Origin of the sequence: Ferrovibrio sp. (assembly GCF_036381655.1) — a bacterium.
In the GTDB taxonomy this organism is placed as follows: Bacteria; Pseudomonadota; Alphaproteobacteria; order Ferrovibrionales; family Ferrovibrionaceae; genus Ferrovibrio.
In genome coordinates, this window is record NZ_DASVCJ010000006.1 from 1 (window position 1) to 20,605 (window position 20,605).

Genomic DNA, 20,605 nt, shown 5'->3' on the forward strand with positions numbered 1-20,605 from the left:
TCGGCCGTCGTCACTCCGGCCTCGTGCTCGCGTAGGATCGTGATGATCTGTTCTTCGCTAAATCGGCTCCGTCTCATCGTCCGGCTCCTTCTTCGGATCGGACTCTACCTCAAATCGGGGGCCTTTCGGGGGAGCAGGTCACCTTCAATGTCGTGATGCCGGCTGCCTGGATGTCAGCAATGAAGACTGCATAATCTTTCGCTCTGGCATCTGCCCTTTCGACAAGAGCTCGTGTACCGAGCTTGGTATCGACGGCGATACCTTTGAAACCGCCGAACTTGACGCCTCGTTGCTTTGCGGCTGCCAGTGCGGCCTTTGTACGCTCTGAAATCAAGCCCGCCTCCAACCGCGCGACGGCGGCGAGCTGCTGCAGAATGAATCGCCCCATTGGCCCCGAGACCTGAGGCAGGTCGGCAGACACCACCTCGACATCGCCGCTCAGAATCGTTTCCAAGAAGTGGACGTTACGGGCCAGCCGATCGACCTTGGCCACGACCAGGGCAGCCTTGTTAAGTGGAAGGCCTCATCTCTGATTAGATTGGCGTTTTCCTTGCCTTCCTTCCAATCTCGCGCTGAAATTCGACGTGCGTTGAACCGAGGATGCATCCGCGTCAGCGCCGCTTCAAACCGGATCGTAAGGCACGGTGAGCTGCATCCCCTCGACAGTCACCCCGCCCCTCCCGCCCGGCGTGACGCTGCCGTAGCGCTGCGCGAATGCCGGCGGCAGCGGCCGCGCATCCTCGGGCGCCAGCCAAAGCCGCAACAGATGCCGCCGCCGCTCCGGCTCGCGCCAGTCCTCAAAGGCGGTACGATCGTGCAGCAGGGTGTGATTGTGCACCAGCTGCACATCGCCCCGCTTCAACGTCATCTGGAAATTGAGGCTTTCGTCGTTGGCCAGCGCATCGAACAGGTCGTAGGCTTCGCGCTGCGCGGCCGTCAGCGGCGGCACATCGCTGAAGCGCCGCGCTGACTCGATATACTGCCGCTGATAGATGGCCGAAAGCAGCCCCGCATGCCAGCTATAGGTGGGGATGGTAAAATACGGCTTTTCGCCCGGCGGCACCTCGCCGCGCCGATCAGTTTCGATCGGCTCGAACAGCAGGGCCAGAAGATTGGGCCGCCGCCGGCGCATTTCATTGAAGATGGTGACCGAGCTTACCAGCGCCGAATGTCCGCCGGCCTTGGCGGTCTGCAGGCAGAGCAGGCCGACGATATCGCTCGAATCGGTGTGAAAGGTCTGGCGTTCATGGGTCTGGTAGATGCGGACATTGGGATCGTCGCTCGACAGCCCCATATCGATGACATGGCCGAGCACGTGGCCCCTGGCATTCTGTGGACGCGCCCTGCCGAAATGGCTGCCCAATCCCAGGAATGCGATCGCCGCCTGCCGTCGGCTCCACCGCTCCACCGGCAGGCCGCGGAGCAGAGCGAAGCCGCGCCCGTCCAGCACTTCCTTGCGCACCTGCCTGAGCCTCGGTGCGAGCTGCGGCAGCGGAAAATCGTCGGCCGTCAAAGCCGCAAGATTGACACCGGGATCGGTCAGGACGGCTTGCGTGGCAGCCTCGATTTCGGCGACATCGGCAGCCGTGAAATGCTGACACCACGATTGGTCCTGGATCATATCCGGTCCATACCAGGCGCTTGGCCCGGTAATCTCCGGCGGCAAGTCGAATGTCTGGAATTTCGGGTCGGCGGCGCTCATGTGGAACCCATCTTCGGAAACCTGACCGAGGTTTCCACGAGACGAAGCCGACTTCAATGCTCTTTTAGCTCGATGATGGCTCAATGGCGGGGCGCGGGCGGCTCGATGGCCCTGCCCCGCGCCATCAGCCATTCATGGTCAGGCCGCCGGACACGCTGAGAACCTGCCCCGTGATGTAATCGGCGTCGTCGCTGGCGAAGAAGGCAATGGCGCCCGGCAGGTCGTCGGGCTGCCCCAGCCGCCCGAACGGCACCGCGCGCTTGAAGGCCTCGACCAGCTTCTCCGGATTGCCGGCGCCCTCGAGATAGCCCTTGAACAGGTTTGTGTCGGTCGGGCCGGGGCAGACCACGTTGACGTTGATGCCCTTGGAGGCCAGCTCGCGCGCCACGGTCTTGGAGAAGGATACCAGGCCGCCCTTGCAGGCGGCGTAGACCGCCTCGCCCGAGGAGCCGACGCGCGCGGCATCCGAGGCGATGTTGACCACCTTGCCCGCGCGTCGTTCGGCCATCAGCGGCAGCACGGCGTGATGCAGGTTCAGCGCGCCGACCAGGTTGATGGCGATGATCTTCTGCCAGAGCTCGGGATCGGTCTTGGTGAAGGGGCAGAACACGTCCCAGCCGGCATTGTTGACCAGGATGCGGATCGGTCCGAGATCGGATTCCACCGCCTGCACCGCAGCGGCAACGGCAGCATGATCGGTGATGTCGACGGCATAGGCCCTGGCGGTGCCGCCGGCCGCGGCGATCTCCGCCCGCACGGCTTCCGCGCCCGGCCCATCGCGGTCGAATATCGCCACCTTGGCGCCTTCCGCGGCGAAACGCAAGCAGGTCGCCCGCCCGATGCCGCCCGCACCGCCCGTGATGATCGCCACGCTGTCGCGCAAACCACGCATGTTGCCTCCAATACCTGACATCGCCGCGCCGTCGCTATCGCCGCCGGCCGTTCCCGCCGCCGCGGCTTTCCATCGGCCGCTTTCTGCGCCATCATAGAATTCAAACGGATTACGTCAATATATTGTTATTCCTGTATGGGAAGGCCTTAGCATGAAAGATCTCCGCGGCAACAAGGCCTCGGCATCCTCGGAACTGGCGAACCGGATCTTCTTCCGGCTCTACCAGGCGGCCAACACCATGCACAAGACTGGCACCAAGGCGCTGGACAAATACGGCATCACCACCCAGCAATGGTCGGTGCTGGGCGCGCTGTCGCGTCCGCAGGCCGCGAACGGCATGGTGATCGGCGATCTCTGCCGCTTTCTGATGGTCAGCCGGCAGAATCTGACCGGGGTGCTCGACCGGCTCGGCCGGCAGGGCTACATCACCGCCGTCACCGATCCCGCCGACCGCCGCTCCAGGCGGGTCAAACTGACGCCGAAGGGCGAGAAGATCTGGAACGCCATCACACCGCTGATCTATGATTATTACGACAATACCTTGCAGGGATTCTCGTTCGACGACCGGGTCGCCTTCCTGCACCACCTGAATCACCTGCTGGACAACATGGTCAGGCTGGACGGCTAGGCGCATCCCGTCCGCGTCCGCCGGTCAGTAGGGAACGTTCTTCCGTCCCGCCCGCGTGCGGGCCACGATGGTCTTCATGATCTGCGCCGTGCCGTCGCCGATCTGCAGGCCAAGCACGTCGCGCAGGCGCTGCTCGAAGGGCAGATCGCGCGAATAGCCGGCATGGCCATGCACCAGCAGGCATTGATGGATGGTTTCATAGGCGAGCTTCGGCGCCCACCATTTCACCATCGCCGCCTCCGCGCTGTGCGGCAGACCGCTATCCTTCAGCCACAAAGTTTTCTGACACAGCAGGCGGGCAGCCGTCGCATAGGTGTCGAATTCCGCCAGCATATGGGAAACGCCCTGGAAGGCAGCCAGCGGCTGACCGAAAGCGTGGCGCTCCTGCACATATTGCCAGGTCTCGCGCAGCGAGGTTTCCGCCACCGCCAGACATTGCAGGCCGATCAGCGCGCGGCTGAAATCGAATCCCTGCATCACCTGGCGGAAACCGCCGCCCTCCTCGCCGAGCCGGTTGGAGGCCGGCACGCGCACATTGTCGAAGATCAGGCTGCCGCGGCCGATGGCGTGCTGGCCGTGATCGGCGAACCGGCCGCGATGGATGCCCGGCGATGACAGATCGACCAGGATTGCCGTAATGCCGGACGCGCCCTCCTCCGGACGGCCGGTGCGGCCGAAGACAATGGCGGCATCCGCCTGATCGGCCATGGAGATCGAGGTCTTCTCGCCATCGAGGATATAGCTGTCGCCGTCGCGCCGCATCCTGAGTTGCAGGCGCGCCGCATCCGATCCACCCTGCGGCTCGGTCAGGGCGAGCGCGACGACGACCTCGCCGCGCATCAGGCGCGGCAGCCACTGCCCGGCCAGCTCGGGCGCGGCATGATCGGCCAGAATATGGCCGTTCAGCGAGGCCAGAAGCTGGATATAGGCGATATTGAAATCGGCTGCCGCGATATTCTCGATGATCATGCCGGCCGTCACATAGCCGAGCCCGAGGCCGCCATAGCTTTCCGGCAGTTCGGGCGCGATCAGGCCCAGCGCGCCCATCTCGGCGATCAGGCCGCGGTCGAACCGCCCGGTCTCGTCGTGCTGGCGATACAGCGGCGCCAGCCGATCCTGCGCAAAGCGGCGCGCCGTTTCACGGATCGCGTCCTGTTCCGGCGATAAGGCGAAATCCATCTTTTCCTCCGCTATCCCGAGTCTTAGAATTGAGCCGGCATGTATGTCAATATATTGTTATATAAGACATGCGGCCTAAGGGTATGAGTTGGTAGAGAACAACAATAGATTGCCATTCTTCCGCTTGCAGGCGCGGACCGGTTGCGCCCGCCTGCGGCGGATGGAACAGAAGGAGGAATACCGAGATGGGACGCGAGCAGCAGCAGGCGGCACAGACGAGCGTCTATGATCTGTTTCATGGCCGTGCGCTGGCGACACCCGATGCGATCGCCATCGAGGACGGCACCAGGAAGCTCAGTTATGCGCAACTTCTCGACCGGGTGGACCGGCTTGCCGGTCTGCTGGCCGGCCGCGGCGTCGGGCGCGGCGACCGCATCGCCATCCTGTCGCATAACCGCAGCGACTATATCGAACTGGAACTGGCTGCCGCCGCCCGCGGCGCCATCCTCGCCTGCCTCAACTGGCGGCTGGCCGGCCCCGAGCTTTGCCATTGCGTCACGCTGGTGGAGCCGCGCCTCGTCTTCGCCGAGCCGGACCTCGCCCCGGCACTGGCCGCCATTTCCGGCATCGCGGTGCTGGTGTTCGATGCCGGGTACGAGGCGGCGCTGGCCGCCGCCGCACCCGTCGAGGCTACAGCGGTCGATCCCGAAGACGGCCTGGTGATCCTCTACACCAGCGGAACGACCGGCCTGCCGAAAGCCGCCGTCATCAGCCACCGGGCGATGGTGGCGCGCGCCATGGTGTTCGCCTCGGAACTGGCGATCGAGCCGACCGACGCCTTCGTCGCCTGGGCGCCGCTTTATCATATGGCCTCGACCGATCATGCGCTGGCGACGCTGATGCGCGGCGGCACCGTCGTGGTGGTGGACGGCTACCGGCCGGAGGCGCTGCGCGCCGCCATCGCGGCGCACCGCATCGGCTGGCTGGTGCTGATCCCCGGCATGGTCGAGCCGTTCATCGCGGCGCTGAAGGCCGATCCGGTGAAGCTGAAGGGCATTCGCGTCTGCGGCGCCATGGCCGATCTCGTGCCGCCGCATCAGATCGCCGAGATCACCGCTATCCTCCAGGCGCCCTATCTCAATACCTTCGGCTCGACCGAAACCGGGCTGCCGCCCGCCACCCGCGCCCTCATCCCCGCCGGCACCGCGCCCGAGCGCCTGTCGAAGCGGCTCAGCGCTTTCTGCGAGGTACGGCTGGTCGATCCGGAAGACCGCCCGGTGGCGCCCGGCACGCCGGGCGAGATGGCGGTGCGCGGCCCGACGCTGTTTTCCGGATACTGGAACGCAGCCGAGGCGAATGCGGAGGATTTCCGCGGCGGCTGGTTCCATATGGGCGACGTGTTCCGCCAGAATCCCGACGGCACGGTCGATTTCGTCGACCGCGCGAAATACCTCATCAAGACCGGCGGCGAGAATGTCTATCCGGCCGAGATCGAGCGGGTGCTGCTGGCCGATCCGCGGGTGACGGATGCCGCCGTGGTGCGGGCCGCCGATCCGCGCTGGGGCGAAGCGCCGGTCGCCTTCGTCTCGCGCTCGGACGACAGCCTCACGCCGGAGGCGTTGATGGAGCGCTGCCGTGCGGCGCTGGCCGGCTACAAGCTGCCGCGCCAGATTCGCTTCATCGGCTTCGACGACTTCCCGCGTTCGAGCAGCGGCAAAATCCAGCGCCACGCCCTGGAAGCGCGGCTGCGTAGGGGCGCGGCCTGACCTCTTCTGGCGTCACAGCGTCCCGTCAGCGCCCCTGCCAGACGGGCAGGCGCTTCTCGGCGAAGGCCTTCGGGCCTTCGATGGCATCGAGGCTGGCATAGACTTCCGCATGCAGGCGCTTGCCCTCTTCGATGCCGGCCGAGCAGCCGAGGTCCATCGTGGCCCGCAGGCTCGCCTTGGCCGCCTTCACCGAAAGCGGCGCGCCGGCGACGATGCGGTCCGCGAGCAGACGGGCACGGGCACGCACGGCATCCGGCGTCTTCTCGATGTAGTTGGTGAAGCCGTAATGATGCAGCGCTTCGATCGGCATCAGTTCGCCGGTCAGCAGCATTTCCATCAGGATCGGCTGGGGCAGCATCGACAGCGCCGGCGCCGCCCAGGGCGAGCCGCGTCCGACCTTCACCTCGGTGATCCCCGCCTTGGTGCCGGCCAGGCCGACCCTGAGATCGCAGTTGAGCGCCAGCATCATGCCGCCGGCCATCAGCGATCCGGTCATCGCGGCGATGATCGGCTTCGAGACATTGCGCATGATGTCGTGGAAGGGATCGCGCATCTTGCTCAGGATGTCGACGCCCTCGCGCGCGGCGATCTCCTGCGCCTCCTTCAGGTCGAGGCCGGCGCTGAAGATGCCGCAATCGGAAGAGGTGAGGATGGCGACCCGGATGGCGGGATCGGCCTCGATCCGCTCCCAGGCATCGGCCAGCCCGTTGGCGACCGCAACCGACAGCGCATTCTTGCGCTCCGGCCGGTCGATCAGCACGGTCGCGACCGCGTCCTTCACCTCGACCCGAAGACTTGCATCCGCCATCACGCCCTCTCCTCCGATTTCCCCTGTCCTTGAAATGCAGACGGCCGCCTTTTCGCCAGGCGGCCGTCCCGATCGGGCCAAACCGGCCCATGCGCTTACTTGTTCTCGGCGGCGAACTTCTTGGAATTCTCCTTCACGACTTCCCAGACGAGGTCGTTATAGGCGGAAATCCAGTCAGTCTGCGGCACCCACTTGGTGCCGTCCCACATCTCGAGGCGGGTCTTGCCGCCGCCGCCGTGATCCTCCGCCGTCACCGTGACCGGCGCGAAGAGCCCGTTGGCATCGTAGTTCTTGATGCTCTCGAAGCCTTTCTTCAGGGCTTCCGGCGTCACCGGCCAGCCGCCCTGCTTGACCGCATTGCGCGCCGCCTCGAAGGCGACCGAATAGATGGCCAGGCCGGTATTGTAGTACACGTCGTTGATCGCGGCGCGCTCGCCGTTGCCCTTACCCTTGTCGTAGAGATCGGCGATGATTTCCTTGACGATGGGAATGTCCTGACCGCCGGCGACGTTGGTACCACGCTTCAGCCCGGCGGCTTCCTTGCCGCCGAGATTGGCGATGTCGGTCTCGTTGAGCCAGTTCACCGAGATGTACTTGCTCATCGGGATGCCGTTGCGCTTCATCTCGCGCGAAGCGACGACATGCATCTTGGACAGCGACCAGCTTATGATCCAGTCGGGCTGGAACCGCCGCACCTGGGTCCAGGTCGAGCTCTGATCGCTTCCGGGCAGCGGATACGGGAACAGCCCGAGCTCAAAGCCCTCGCGCTGGGCGATGGTCTGCAGGATCTTGATCGGCTCCTGGCCGAAGGGATAATCGACATAGACGAAGGCGATCTTCGCGCCCTTCAGCTTGGCGCCCATCTGCTGCTTGATATAGGCCACGTCGTTCGCGGCCTGGCCCCAATAGGTCGGGCCGACCGGGAACACCCAGTCGAACACCTTGCCGTCGATGGCATCGCCGCGGCCGACCAGCGATTGCAGCAGGATGTTCTTGTCCTTCATGATGCGCGGCAGCACGGCGATCGATACCGGCGTCGACAGCATGTCGAACACCATCACGCCTTCGCGCTTCAGCTTTTCATAGCATTCGATGCCGCGCTGCGGCTCGTTGCCGTGATCCTGGACGACGAGTTCGATCTTATGTCCGTCCAGCCCGCCCTTCATGTTGACCAGGTCCGCGAGGTCGCGCGCGGCCTGGACGACCTGCGGGGTGATGAAGGTATAGGATTTGCTGAGGTCATAGCACATCCCGAACTTCATCGTATCCTGCGCGGATGCCGGGAATACCGAACCGATGCTTAGCGCCAGGCCGAGTGCGGCGCCCTTCATGCCTACCCCTAATCTCATGCTCTGTTCCTCCCTTTCGTCGCCGGAATTGGCGAGCTCATGTCAACCAGCGTTTCCTGCGCCGGTAATGCTTGACGTCGTGAAAACTCGTTTCGCCGCCGCCCAGGTAAAACTCCTGGATATCGGAGTTGTTCTTCAGCGCCTCGGCGGAATCGTGCATGACGATCCTGCCGTTTTCGATCAGATAGCCGTGCGAGACGATCTCGAGCGCGGCGAGCGCATTCTGCTCGACGATCAGGACGGACAGCCCCTGTTCGCGGTTGATCCGCTGGACGATGCCGAAAATCTCGGCGACCAGGAATGGCGCAAGTCCCAGACTCGGCTCATCCAGCATCAAAAGCCTGGGCTGCGTCATCAGCGCCCGGCCAATGGCAAGCATCTGCTGCTCGCCGCCCGACAGATAGCCAGCCTGCGAGGTCCGCCGCTGAAACAGCCGCGGGAAATAGCCGTAGATGCGGTCCTTTTCGCGCGCCACCGCCTGCCGCGACATGGCAGGCGGCGCCGCCGCCTCCAGGTTCTCGTCGGGCGTCAGATGCTCGAAGACACGGCGCCCTTCGAGCACGTGGCAGATGCCGAGTTCGACCCGCTCCTGCGGCAGCAGATTGTCGATCTGGCGGCCGGCGAACATCACCTCGCCGCGGCTGACGCGGCCGCGCTCGGGCTTGAGCAGGCCGCTGACCGCCTTCAGCGTCGTGCTCTTGCCTGCACCATTCGCGCCGAGCAACGCCACCATCTGCCCCTTCGGCACCTCCAGCGACACGCCCTTGATCGCCAGCGATACGAAATCGTAGACGACCTCGATGCTGTTGAGCGACAGAATGATGTCGTCCGGGCCGGCAGCGTTCTTTTGGTCGGTCATGCTGGGCTCATTTCTTCACGTAACCGAAAGGCCAGACCAGCAGGTAATCGCGGATATTGGCGTAAATCTTCCCCAGGCCGAGCGGTTCTATGATGAGAAAGCCGACGATCAGCGCGCCGTAGACCGCATTCGGCACATGGGCAAGCGTCTCCGGGCTCATCCGCACGTCGAGAAGCCCCACAATCCAGGCGAACAGGCCGTTCGACACGCCCGGCATCAGCAGGATCAGGGCGACGCCGAAATAGCTGCCGATGATGCTGCCGAGCCCGCCGACGATCACCATGGCGAGCAACTGGATCGAGACATTCACCGTGAACTGCTCGGGCGAGGCGAGGAAGTAAAAGGTGGCAATCAGGATGGCGCCGCTGATGCCGGCGATGAAGGACGATGCGGCAAAGGCGACGATCTTGTAGTAGAAGCTGTTCACGCCGAGGACCGCAGCGGCGTAATCCTTTTCGCGCACGGCAACGAGCGCCCTTCCCAATCCGGTGCGCCGCAGGTTCAGCATGAAGACCGTCACCAGCACACACCAGCCGAAGGCGACGTAGTAAAGCCCGGTTTCGGAGGTGATCGCATGGCCGAGCAGGCGAAGCGTGGGCGACTGCAGCGAAGCATGGGTGCCGCCGCTGATCGCCGGCACGTGCGACAGAATCCAGTCCATCACGAACTGCATGGCCAGCGTGGTGAGCGCCAGGTAAAGCCCTTTCACACGCAGCGCGGCGGCGGCGAAAATGCTGCCGATCACCGCCGACATCAGGCCGGCCGCGGGCAGGGCAAGCTCCCACGGAATGCCGGCGCGCGTCGCATGCACCGCGGTATAGGCGCCGACGGCCATCACCGCGGCATAACCCAGATGCAACTGCCCGGCCCAGCCGATGATCAGGTTGAGGCCAAGCGCCGCAGCCGTCCAGACCAGCCAGGGCAGGACGTAGCTGGCGATATAGAGCGGATCGAGCAGAACCGGTGCCGCCAGGCCGAGCAGACCGACGAGCCACAGGGCGGCGCGGTCGGCGGGAATCGTGAACAGCCTGCTTTCGGAAATGTAGCTCGTATGGCGGACGCCCGATTGCCGGTAGAACACGGATCAGATCCTTTCGATATCGTGGCGTCCGAGCAGGCCGTGCGGACGCAGCAGGACCGTCAGAATGAGCACCGCCGCGACGACGAGATCCCGGCTGCCGCCGCCGACCATCGGGTCGATATAGGACGAGCCGATATTCTCGACGATGCCAAGCAGAATGCCGGCGATGATGGCGCCGACGATGCTGTCGAGGCCGCCAAGGACGGCAACCGTGAGTCCCTTGAGCAGCAGCAGCGACAGCGACTGATCGACGCTCTGAATCTCGCCCCAGATGACGCCGGCGGCGACCGCCACCACGGAGGCGAGCGCCCAGGAGATCGCCACGGCGCGCTCGACCGAGATGCCGACCGACCACGAGGCGACGTAATCGTCGGACACCGCGCGCAGGCGGACGCCGAGACGGGTGCGGAAGAACAGCAGAAAGGCAACGAACAGCACCACGGCCACGCTCGCTCCCACCAGGTTGACGCGGCTCAGGAGGATCGGACCAAGAAACAGCGGATCGTAGCTCACGCCGAGATTCATCGGCCGCGACGTGGCGCCCCAGATCGCGAGCGTGGTTCCGTGCATGAAGATGTCGAGCCCCATCGTCATCATCAGGATCATGACGATGGGCCGCCCGGCCAGCGGCCGCAGCGCAACCCGTTCGATCAGCATGCCAAGAAAGAACATGACGATGACCGCGGCGATGATCGACAGCCACAGCGGCAGGCCGAGCTGTTCGACGAAGGCGAGCACGAAATAGGCGGCAACCATCGTCAGCCCGCCCTGGGCCAGGTTGGGGACCGAGGAGGACTTGTAGATCAGCACGAGGCCGATGGCGAACAGCGAGTACAGCAGGCCCGTGAGCGCCCCGTTGGCTGCCAGTTCGATCAGGAAAGCCGCGTCCATTCAGACCTCATGCACGGCAAGGGTACGCTCGACGATCCCCTTCTCGCCGCTCTCATACGTCACCTGGGCCTGCACCTTCACCGCGGACGAGCCGTCATAGAGTGCGTCGATCACCCGGGCGTAGCGCTCCTCGACGACCTTGCGGCGCAGCTTGCGGGTGCGCGTGATTTCGCCGTCGTCGGGATCGAATTCCTTGTGCAGGCTGACGAAACGGCGGAGCCGCAAGGCTTCCGGCAGTTCGGCGTTCACCCGGGCGAAGGCGGCCTTGAGGAGATCGGAAACTTCCGGCCGTTGCGACAGGTCGGCATAGGACATGTACGGCACGCCGTTGACCTCCGCCCAGTGACCGACCGCATCGAAATCGATGCAGACCATCGCCATCAGCCGGTCGCGGCCAGCCCCGATGACCGCGGCATCCTTGATATAGGGACTGAACTTCAGCCGGTTCTCGATATAGTTGGGCACGAAGCGCTCGCCGCCGGCGGTATGGACGACCTCGGAGACGCGGCCGAGCACGACGAGATGGCCATCCTCCTCGAGATAGCCGGCATCGCCGGTATGCAGCCAGCCGTCGCGCATGGTTTCCGCGGTGGCCTCCGGATTCCTGTAATAGCCGGCGAACACGCTCTCGGAGCGCAGCAGGATCTCTCCGTTATCGGCGATCCTGACTTCGACGCCGGGCAGCGCCTTGCCCACGGTGTGCAGCTTCACTTCATCGGGGCTCTGGATCGCGTTGAAGGCGCTGTTCTCGGTCTGGCCGTAAAGCTGGCGCAGCTTGATGCCGAGCGCCCGGTAGAACACGAAGGTATCCTCGCCGATCGCCTCGCCGCCGGTGAAGGCGTTGTGCAGCCGGGTGAAGCCAAGCTGATCCTTGATCGGACGGAATACCAGCCACTCGCCGAGGCGCCGCCACAGCCGCTCGAAGCGCGGCGGCGGTTCGCCCTTCAGCTTCCGCCGTTCCGCCGCCATCGCCCGATCCATGAAGCTCCGGTAGAGCCACTTTTTCAGCGGCGTGGAATCTTCCATGCGCACCTGCACGGTGGTCAGCAGAGCATCCCAGCTGCGCGGCGCGGCGAGATAGAGCGTCGGGGCGATTTCGCGCATGTCGCGCAGCACCGTCTCCTGCCGCTCCGGCACGTTGATCGTGAAGCGGCAGGTGATGCCGGCGGCAAGCGTCAGCGCGAAATCGCCGACCCAGGCCATCGGCAGATAGGCCAGGACTTCCTCGCCGTAGCGGAAAGCGCCGCCCTCGCGCGCGTTGCGCGCCGCCGCGATCACGTTGCGGTGGCTCAGCACGATGCCCTTGGGCCGTCCCGTTGTTCCCGAAGAATACAGAAACACCGCCGGATCCTCGGGCCCTGCGCGCGCGATGAGCTCCGCGCGCAGCGACGGAGTCTCGCGCAGCCGCTCGGCGCCGCGCGCCTGAATCTCGTCCCACGAAACCAGCCCGCGCGCCTGATAGGCATTGAGCCCGCGGGAATCGTCATAAATGATGGTGCCGATATCGACCCCTCGCCCGCGCAAATCGAGCACCTTGTCGACATGCTCCTGGTCTTCCGCGAAAGCAGCGACCACGCGGACGTTTTCGACAACGCTGTAAAGCTCGTCGAGCGTGACGCCGGTATAGGTCGGCGTGGCATAGCCGCGCAGCATGCCGGCGGCGAGCATGCCGGCATAGAGCCGTACCCGGTTGTCGCCGAGGATCAGCATCGCATCGCCGTCGCGGAAGCCCAGAGCCTCCAGACCGGCGGCGCAGCACAGCACCCATTCGGCCAGCTCGCTCCAGGTCACCTCTTTCCAGATGCCGCGCTCCTTTTCGCGCATCGCGACGGCCTTGGGATAGGCCGCCGCATTCGCGGCGAGGCTCGCGATCAGCGTCGTGCCGGCATCCTCCGTATTGGGCGCCGGAATGCGGGAGGCGATCCTACCCTGTTCCACGGGCGCCTCCGATATAGGCTTCGATGACGCGCGGATCCTTGACCACCTCCTTCGGGGCGCCGCTGGCGATCATCTCGCCGTAATTCAGCGCCAGCATGCGGTCGCAGATGCCGGTGATCACATCCATGTGGTGCTCGATCAGTAGGACCGTGACGCCCCGCTCGTCCCGCGCATCGAGGACGAAGCGGGCCATATACTCCTTTTCCTCTTGGTTCATGCCCGCCATCGGCTCGTCCAGGATCAAGAGCCGCGGCTCGGCCACCAATGCGCGCGCCAGCTCGACCCGCTTCTTCAGTCCCATCGGAATCCCGTCGACGAGTTCGTGGCGGATGCTCTCGAGCTGCATGAACTCGATCACCTCCTCGACCACTTCGCGGTTGGCGATCTCCTCGGGCCGCGCAAGCCACCAGTAGAGGGCGGTGCGCAGCACGCCGGGCCGCATATGGATGTGCCGGCCGAGCAGGATGTTGTCCAGCACGCTCATGCCGTTGAACAGGGCGAGGTTCTGGAAAGTGCGCGCGACGCCCAGCGCCGCCACCTTGTGCGGCGCCATGCCGGTGATATCCCGCCCGGCGAGCTTGATGGCGCCTTTCGTCGGCGGATAGAAGCCGCTGATCGCATTGGTCAGCGTCGTCTTGCCCGAGCCGTTCGGTCCGACAAGGCCGAAAATCTCGCCCGGCATGATATCCATGTCGATCCCGGTGACGGCGACCAGCCCGCCGAAACGCCGCTCGATCGAACGGCATTCGAGCAACGGAGTGTCGGCTGCGGTTTTCTCGTTCGGAGTCATTGGCCGCGCACCATTCTCTCAGGCGCGACTCTCTCAGGCGCGGCCGGCGGCCGGCCGAGATCGAAATACGGCGGCCTGCCGGTCGGCCATGGATCGCCCCAAAGCTGCTGCCCGCCATCGACGGTCAGCACTTCGCCGGTCACGAACTTGGCCGAGGGCGCCGCGAGATAGACCACGGCCTCGGCCACATCCCATTCGTCGCCGACATGGCGCAGCGGATTGGATTCGTCGAAGGTCGCCGCGCCCTCGGGCGGGTATTGGGCAAATCCGGTACTCTCGCAGCAGCCCGGCGCCACGCAATTGACCCGGATGCGATGCGGCGCCCATTCCACCGCCACCGTTTTCGACAGATAGACCACGCCGGCGCGGGCGGCGCAGGTATGGGCGATGCCGGGCATGCCGCGCCAGATATCCGCGACGATGTTCACGATCGCGCCCGGCCGGCCGGCTTCGACCCATTGGCGCGCGGCGGATTGCATCATCCACCAGGTACCGTTCAGGTTGGTGTCGATGACGGCATTCCAGCCCTTGGGGGAATAGTCGAGCGCCGGCTGGGGGAACTGCCCGCCGGCATTGTTGACGAGAATGTCGGCGCCGCCGAAACGCTCGCGGACCGCTTCGAAAAATGCCTGCACCTGTTCGACATTGCGGATGCTCATCGGCACCGCGAGCACGTCGGCTCCCAGGCTGCGCAGAAACCCGGCCGCCTGTTCGAGCCGGTCCAAATTGCGGCCGCAAATCGCCAGGTTTGCGCCGAGCCGGGCGAACAGCGCGGCGATGCCGCGGCCAAGGCCGCTCCCCGCCCCGGTGACGATCACGGTGGACTGCTTGAAAAGGTCCGCGCGATAGACGGTCTGTCTCGTCGTCAGATCGGCTTCCGAGAAGCCGAAGCCCGGCGCCTGCGCCATAGACAGACTCTCCTCCCTGCTTAATCGCGATCTTATGCCGCTTACGGACAAAAACTAACAGACGTTAGAAAGCCATGCAAGACCCACTTTATGGAACGATTCAGCCGGCCCGGCGCTCCCGCCCGCCGATGTCAGGCGGACAGCTTTATATGCGATTCCTCGGGCGGCGGCAGCGCGATGCCGTCGAGAAGAAGCTGCACGCACATATCGGCGAACTGGTCGAGATTGGCGAAGCCGTCCCGGTCGGCCTTGGCGGGATCGAGCCATTCGACCGTCCAGTTCAGGGCGCCGAGCAGCACTTGCCGCAATTGCACGACCTTTATATCGCGCCGCAGCGCGCCGGCCGCCTGGGCCTCGGTCAGCAGGCGATCCCAAAGCGAGGAATAATCGCGGCGGATCGGCCGATGGCGCTCGCGGATATGCTCGGGAAGCTGCCCGTAGCTGCGGATATTGGCAGAGGTGAATTCACCGCGGGCCAGCAGAAACGTCAGATGGGTGCGGATCGCCGCCGCGATCGTGGCGCGATAGTCGCGGTCGGAGCCCTTTTCGCAGATAACCGCCCGCACGCCGTCGCGAATGTCGCGCAACCCGCGATCGAGCACCTCGTCGAGGATCTTCTCCTTCGAGCGGAAGTGGTAATAGATGCTGCCGGCCTCCATGGCGGCTTCGCTGGCGATATCGCGCAGCGTCGCGGCGGCATAGCCGCGGTCGCGGATCAGCCGGGCGGCGGCGCGAAGGATTTCCTCGCGCGTCCTGTCCCCTTTCGGCCGCAGCCCGTCGTCCTCCAGCGCCACTTTCTCGGGCAAACGGTAAGGCATGCCCCCCGTATCCGCGACCTCAGGTTTCGTGGCCATGCCGTCGAGGATCAGCTTTGTCGCACGCTCGCCCAGCATCTTGACCGAGGACCGCTCCGGATCGAACCACTCCACCGTCCAGTTCAGCGCACCCAGCACGAACTGCCTGAGCGGAACGATGCGAAGATTGGGGCGTATGGCGCCTTCGGCCTGCGCCTGTTTCAGCAGACCGTCCCACAGCGCGCCATACTGGCGCCGAAGCGGAAGATGGCGGCGGCGCACGGCCTCCGGCAACTGCGAATAGTTGCGGATATTGGTCGAGGTGAAATCGCTCAGCGTAAGGAGATAGGTCAGATGCGCCGCCACCGCGGCGGCAAAGCGCGTGCGGAAATCGGCGCCGGCCTCCTCGCAGTCCGACAACGCCGCCTTGACGCCAAGGTAGATGTCGCGCACGCCGCGATCCAGCACTTCGTCAAGGATCGCGTCCTTCGAATCGAAATGATAGTAGATGCTGCCCGCCTCCACCTGCGCTTCTGCGGCGATGTCTCTCAGCGTGGACGCGGCATAGCCCCGCCGCCGGAACAGCCGCGCCGCCGCGCCAAGAATCTGCTCCCTGGTCGCCTGCGACTTGGTCAGCGCGGCTTGCGGGTCCCGATTGTTTTTCGGCTTGGCCATGGCTGCACAAAATGCCCGCGACCATCGCAATTGCAAGCATCTTGATTCGAACATACGTTCGATTTTCTCCCGATGCCGCAGTTATGGGCTTGCCAAATAATCTAACGATTGTTAGTTTTTTCTCAAATAGAAATGCATCGCCATGCGAGGGAGGCCGCCCGTGACCGTCTTCGCCCCGACGCACGACATGCGCTGCATCCCGGACTTCATGCGAGGGCAGAACTGATGGACTTCAACCTCACCACCGAGCAGCGCCAGATCTACGAGTACGGCGGCAAGCTGGCCCAGAAATACGACAATGCCTATTGGCTGGAGCATGCCCGCCGTCATGCCTTTCCGAAGGAACTGTTCCGGCAGATCGCGGATGACGGCTTCCTGGGCATTATGGTGCCGGAGGAATATGGCGGCGCCGGCCTCGGGATGACGGAAATGGCGCTGCTGATGGAAGGCATGGCCAATCACGGCATTCCGCTCCTGATGCTGGTCGTCGGCCCGTGCATGTCGCTGGCGCACCTGGCCGCGCATGGCACCGAGTTCCACAAGAAGGAACTGCTTCCGGCCGCCTGCCGCGGCGACATCCAATTCTGCTTCGCCATCACCGAACCGAACGCCGGCTCGAATTCGATCAGAATCGAGACGGTGGCCAAGCCGAACGGCAACCGGTTCTCGCTGACCGGACAGAAAACCTTCATCACCGGCGCCGATCTTGCCGATTATTGCCTCGTCGTCGCCCGCACCAAGCCGCATGATGAAGTCGCCCGAAAGACCGACGGCTTCACCCTCTTCGCGGTCGATCTCAAGGCCAAGGGCATCGAGAAGCAGCGCGTGCGCGTCTCGATCCCGGTTCCCGAGGAGCAGTGGACGCTCTATTTCGACGAGGTCGATCTCGGCCCCGAGGACATCGTCGGCGAAATCAACGACGGCTTTTCCATCCTCTTCGACTCGCTCAACCCGGAGCGGATCATGGTCGGCGCGATGTGCTGCGGCCTCGGCCGCTTCGCGCTCGGCAAGGGCGCCGCCTATGCCTCGCAGCGCTCGGTGTTCGGCCAGCCGATCGGCGCGCATCAGGGCGTGCAGCATCCGATGGCCAAGGCCCATGTCGCGGTCGAGACAGCCAGCCTGATGACGCGGCGCGCCGCCTGGGAGTTCGACAACGGCTTGCCGGCCGGCGGCTCCGCCAACATGGCGAAATACGCTGCCGCCGAGGCGGCAATCGAAGCCGTGGACGCGGCGCTGCAGGCCCATGGCGGCGCTGGCTTCACCGAGGATACCGGCCTTTACGAGCTTTATCCGCTGGTCAGGCTGCTCAGGACGGCACCGGTCAATCGCGAACTATGTCTGAGCTTCATCGGAGAAAAGCTCCTGGGCATGCCGCGATCTTATTGAGGGAGGAAATCGTGGAATTCGGGATGCGCTTCCGCCGCGCCGACGCCTTTGAGCGAAAGGGCGCCAGGTCCTGGCATGACATCGAATGTGCGCCGCTGGACGAGGTCAGACGAGTCCAGGAGGCTAAACTCGTCCGGCAGATGGAATGGCTGAGCCGGCGCTCCGCCTTCTACCAGCGCAAGTTCGCTCAAGCCGGCGTTGCCTTCGAGGATATCCGCCGCATCGAGGACCTGCAGAAGCTGCCCTTCACGCTGAAGACCGAAATCCGCGAGAGCCTGTCGGCCGAGCGCCCGTTCGGCACGCATCTGGCCGCCGACCTGTCGGCCATCGCCCAGATGCAGGCGTCGTCCGGCACCACCGGAAGCCCCTCTTACGTCGCCCTGACGGAATCGGATGCCGAGATGTGGCATGAGATGTCGTCGCGCTGCTTCTTCGCCGGCGGCATCCGCCCCGGCGATATCGTGCTGCATGCCTTTTCGATGGCCAAGGGCTTCGTCGGCGGCGTCCCCATCGTCCAGGGGCTCCAGTATATGGGCGCCATCGACGTGCCGATCGGCGCCGATGGCGGCGCCGACCGCCTGCTGCGCGCCGCCGCCGATCTGCGGCCCCGCTGCGTGCTCGGCGCGCCGAATTTCGTCGCCTATCTGGCCGAGAAGGCGCCGGAACTGATCGGCATGAAGGCCCGCGATCTCGGCGTCGAGCGGGTCATCGTCGGCGGCGAGCCAGGCGGCGGCATTCCCGCGATCCGCCACCGTATCGAGGAGCTGTGGGGCGCGAAATGCTGCGAGCTGCTCGGCGGCACCGATATCGGCATGGCGTACTGGTCGGAATGCGACGAACAGTCGGGCATGCACATGGTCGCGCTCGATCACGTGATCGTCGAACTGCTCGACACCGAGACGGGCGCGATCATCCCGTTCGAAACCGGCGTCCGCGGCGAACTGATCTACACCGCCATCGGACGGCAGGCGAGCCCGCTGGTCCGCTTCCGCTCGGGCGACCATGTCGAGGTCCTGGGCACCAGTTGCGCCTGCGGCCGCACCGGGCCGAAAATCCGCTGCGTCGGCCGCACCGACGACATGCTGATCGTGCGCGGCGCCAATGTCTTTCCTTCGGCGATCCAGAGCATCGTCACAGAGATGGCGCCGCTGACCAACGGAGTCATGCGCGTGCTCGCCGATTTCGAAGGCCATACCACGCAATCGCCGTTGACGGTGTATGTGGAGCGCGGTCCGGCGCAGCAGCCCGCGGACGATGCCGCGTTGAAGGAAAAGGTGGAGACCCGCCTGAGGAATGCCCTTGCCTTCAAGGCGAACGTGATCATCGTGGATGCCGATACTTTTGAAAAGCCGGGTGTGGCCAAGGTCGCACTGACCCTGCGCCAGAAACCGAAATTCCTGTCATGACCGTCATCAAGACCATGCTCGATACCGGCTCGGAAACCTTCCGCGCCAACGAAGCCAGTTACCGCGCCAAGATCGCGCAACTCCATTCCCTGCGGGCCCAGCAAAGGGCCGGCGGCCCGGAAAGCGCGCGCGCGCGGCATGTGAAGAAGGGCAAGCTGCTGCCGCGCGAGCGCGTCGAGCGCCTGCTCGATCCCGGATCGCCGTTCCTGGAGATCGGCGAACTCGCCGGACTCGGCAAATACGACGACGTGCCGCCGGGCGCCGGGATCATTACCGGGATCGGCCTGGTTTCCGGCCGCCACTGCATGATCATCGCCAATGACGCCACGGTGAAGGGCGGCACCTATTTCGGCATGACCTGCCGCAAGCATGTCCGCGCCCAGCGGATCGCCTGGAAGAACCGCCTGCCCTGCATCACGCTGGTCGATTCCGGCGGCGCCTTCCTGCCCGACCAGCAGAATATCTTCCCCGACGAAGGCCAGTTCGGCACCATCTTCCACAACCAGGTCGGCATGTCCGGCGACGGCATCCCGCAGATCGCCGTCGTCATGGGCCCCTGCACCGCCGGCGGCGCCTATATCCCGGCGCTGTGCGACGAGGTGGTGATCGTGCGCGGCCAGGGCTTCATGTATCTCGGCGGACCGGAGCTTACCTTCGCGGCGACCGGCGAGAAGGTCGACGCGGAAACCCTCGGCGGCGCCAAGATGCACACCTCCGTTTCGGGCGTGACCGACCATCTGGCCGAGGACGACGCCCATGCGCTGGCGATCACCCGCCAGATCGTCGCGCATCTGGGCGAACCCGCCGCGCCGCGCAAGACGCCGGCCGCGCCGCGCCCGCCCGCATACCCGGTCGAGGAGATCTACGGCATCGTCAGCCGCGATCCCAAGATTCCGACCGACAACCGCGAAGTGGTCGCCCGGCTGGTCGATGGCAGCGAATTCCACGAATTCAAGCCGCTCTATGGCGACACGCTGATGACCGGCTGGGGCCGCATTCATGGCCACGAAGTGGGCGTGCTGGCCAATACCGGCGTGCTGTTCGTCGAATCCGCCCTGAAGGCGGCGCATTTCATCAGCCTCTGCGTCCAGCGCGACATTCCGCTGATCTTCCTCGCCGACATCACCGGCTTCATGGTCGGGCGCGAGGCCGAGCAGGCCGGCATCGCCAAGGCGGGGGCGAAGATGATCACCGCCATGTCCTCGGCCCGGGTGCCGAAATTCACCGTCATCACCGGCGGCGCCTATGGCGCGGGCTATCTGGCCATGCTGGGGCGCCCGTTCCAGCCGGATGCGCTGTTCTTCTGGCCCAGCGGCCGCGCGGCGATCATGGGACCGGAACAGGCGGCCAGCGTGCTCGCCCAGGTGCGCACCCAGATCAACGCGCGCGAATCGAAACGCTGGACTCCCGAGGAGGAGGAAGCCTTCAAGGCGCCGATCCGGCGCGAATACGAAGCCTTCCAGGATGCCTATAACTTCGCCTCGAACCTCTGGGCGGATGCCGTGATCGAACCGGCGGAAACGCGCGAAGTCCTCGGGCTTCTGCTGGACGTGGCGGCGCGCCGCCCGAAAGTCGACACGAATTTCGGCGTGTTCCGTTTTTAGGAGAGTCCC

18 protein-coding genes are annotated in these 20,605 nt (G+C 64.9%); 5 read left to right on the forward strand and 13 right to left on the reverse strand.

Annotated features, from left to right (window positions below):
• Window positions 1-109 precede the first annotated feature (109 nt).
• The 3 genes from VF194_RS00400 to VF194_RS00410 all read right to left on the reverse strand — a co-directional run bounded on the left by VF194_RS00400 (window position 110) and on the right by VF194_RS00410 (window position 2,594).
• Window positions 110-493: a recombinase family protein gene (locus VF194_RS00400; RefSeq protein ID WP_330886898.1), complete on the reverse strand. Its 384-nt coding sequence runs from the start codon at window positions 491-493 to the stop codon at window positions 110-112.
• A 129-nt stretch (window positions 494-622) separates the two neighbouring features.
• Window positions 623-1,702, reverse strand: a complete 1,080-nt coding sequence (locus VF194_RS00405) for a TauD/TfdA family dioxygenase (RefSeq protein ID WP_330886900.1) — start codon at window positions 1,700-1,702, stop codon at window positions 623-625.
• Window positions 1,703-1,826: 124 nt separating this feature from the next.
• Window positions 1,827-2,594 carry a glucose 1-dehydrogenase gene (locus tag VF194_RS00410; protein WP_330886902.1) on the reverse strand — a complete coding sequence of 256 codons (768 nt, stop codon included), beginning with the start codon at window positions 2,592-2,594 and terminating at the stop codon, window positions 1,827-1,829.
• 151 nt (window positions 2,595-2,745) lie between these two features.
• Between VF194_RS00410 and VF194_RS00415 the strand changes: the two genes are divergently transcribed.
• Entirely contained in the window at window positions 2,746-3,222 is a 477-nt protein-coding gene (locus VF194_RS00415; RefSeq protein ID WP_330886904.1) for a MarR family transcriptional regulator, read from the forward strand.
• Window positions 3,223-3,246: 24 nt separating this feature from the next.
• Here the strand turns inward: VF194_RS00415 and aliB are convergent, their stop codons facing one another.
• Complete coding sequence (gene aliB / locus VF194_RS00420) at window positions 3,247-4,401, reverse strand: cyclohexanecarboxyl-CoA dehydrogenase (RefSeq protein ID WP_330886906.1); 1,155 nt, start codon at window positions 4,399-4,401, stop codon at window positions 3,247-3,249.
• 185 nt (window positions 4,402-4,586) lie between these two features.
• Here aliB and VF194_RS00425 point away from each other — a divergent pair, with 185 nt between their 5' ends.
• Window positions 4,587-6,107: a class I adenylate-forming enzyme family protein gene (locus VF194_RS00425; protein ID WP_330886908.1), complete on the forward strand. Its 1,521-nt coding sequence runs from the start codon at window positions 4,587-4,589 to the stop codon at window positions 6,105-6,107.
• 25 nt (window positions 6,108-6,132) lie between these two features.
• Here VF194_RS00425 and VF194_RS00430 read toward each other — a convergent pair whose 3' ends face one another.
• The 9 genes from VF194_RS00430 to VF194_RS00470 all read right to left on the reverse strand — a co-directional run bounded on the left by VF194_RS00430 (window position 6,133) and on the right by VF194_RS00470 (window position 16,200).
• Window positions 6,133-6,915: an enoyl-CoA hydratase/isomerase family protein gene (locus VF194_RS00430; RefSeq protein ID WP_330886910.1), complete on the reverse strand. Its 783-nt coding sequence runs from the start codon at window positions 6,913-6,915 to the stop codon at window positions 6,133-6,135.
• A gap of 95 nt (window positions 6,916-7,010) precedes the next feature.
• Window positions 7,011-8,264 (reverse strand): ABC transporter substrate-binding protein, encoded by a 1,254-nt coding sequence (locus tag VF194_RS00435; protein ID WP_330886912.1) that lies wholly within the window; start codon window positions 8,262-8,264, stop codon window positions 7,011-7,013.
• 37 nt (window positions 8,265-8,301) lie between these two features.
• Entirely contained in the window at window positions 8,302-9,123 is an 822-nt protein-coding gene (locus tag VF194_RS00440) for an ABC transporter ATP-binding protein (protein WP_330886914.1), read from the reverse strand.
• A gap of 7 nt (window positions 9,124-9,130) precedes the next feature.
• The gene (locus VF194_RS00445; RefSeq protein WP_330886916.1) at window positions 9,131-10,204 is read right to left on the reverse strand and encodes a branched-chain amino acid ABC transporter permease; all 1,074 of its coding nucleotides are present in this window, start codon (window positions 10,202-10,204) and stop codon (window positions 9,131-9,133) included.
• Between the two features lie 3 nt (window positions 10,205-10,207).
• Window positions 10,208-11,095, reverse strand: coding sequence for a branched-chain amino acid ABC transporter permease (locus VF194_RS00450; protein WP_330886918.1), 888 nt, complete (start codon window positions 11,093-11,095; stop codon window positions 10,208-10,210).
• Window positions 11,096-13,033 carry an AMP-dependent synthetase/ligase gene (locus VF194_RS00455; RefSeq protein WP_330886920.1) on the reverse strand — a complete coding sequence of 646 codons (1,938 nt, stop codon included), beginning with the start codon at window positions 13,031-13,033 and terminating at the stop codon, window positions 11,096-11,098.
• Window positions 13,020-13,823: an ABC transporter ATP-binding protein gene (locus VF194_RS00460; RefSeq protein WP_330886922.1), complete on the reverse strand. Its 804-nt coding sequence runs from the start codon at window positions 13,821-13,823 to the stop codon at window positions 13,020-13,022. The genes VF194_RS00455 and VF194_RS00460 overlap by 14 nt, the downstream gene beginning before the upstream one ends.
• Window positions 13,820-14,731: an SDR family oxidoreductase gene (locus VF194_RS00465; protein WP_330886924.1), complete on the reverse strand. Its 912-nt coding sequence runs from the start codon at window positions 14,729-14,731 to the stop codon at window positions 13,820-13,822. The genes VF194_RS00460 and VF194_RS00465 overlap by 4 nt, the downstream gene beginning before the upstream one ends.
• 131 nt (window positions 14,732-14,862) lie before the next feature.
• Complete coding sequence (locus VF194_RS00470) at window positions 14,863-16,200, reverse strand: TetR/AcrR family transcriptional regulator (protein ID WP_330886926.1); 1,338 nt, start codon at window positions 16,198-16,200, stop codon at window positions 14,863-14,865.
• A 225-nt stretch (window positions 16,201-16,425) separates the two neighbouring features.
• Between VF194_RS00470 and VF194_RS00475 the strand changes: the two genes are divergently transcribed.
• The 3 genes from VF194_RS00475 to VF194_RS00485 are packed head-to-tail and all read left to right on the forward strand — an operon-like array spanning window position 16,426 to window position 20,596.
• Window positions 16,426-17,586, forward strand: a complete 1,161-nt coding sequence (locus VF194_RS00475; RefSeq protein ID WP_330886928.1) for an acyl-CoA dehydrogenase family protein — start codon at window positions 16,426-16,428, stop codon at window positions 17,584-17,586.
• 11 nt (window positions 17,587-17,597) lie between these two features.
• On the forward strand, window positions 17,598-18,992 hold the full coding sequence (locus VF194_RS00480; protein ID WP_330886930.1) for a phenylacetate--CoA ligase family protein: 1,395 nt from the start codon (window positions 17,598-17,600) through the stop codon (window positions 18,990-18,992).
• Window positions 18,989-20,596: an acyl-CoA carboxylase subunit beta gene (locus VF194_RS00485; protein WP_330886932.1), complete on the forward strand. Its 1,608-nt coding sequence runs from the start codon at window positions 18,989-18,991 to the stop codon at window positions 20,594-20,596. Before VF194_RS00480 ends, VF194_RS00485 begins: the two co-directional genes overlap by 4 nt.
• Window positions 20,597-20,605: the final 9 nt, after the last annotated feature.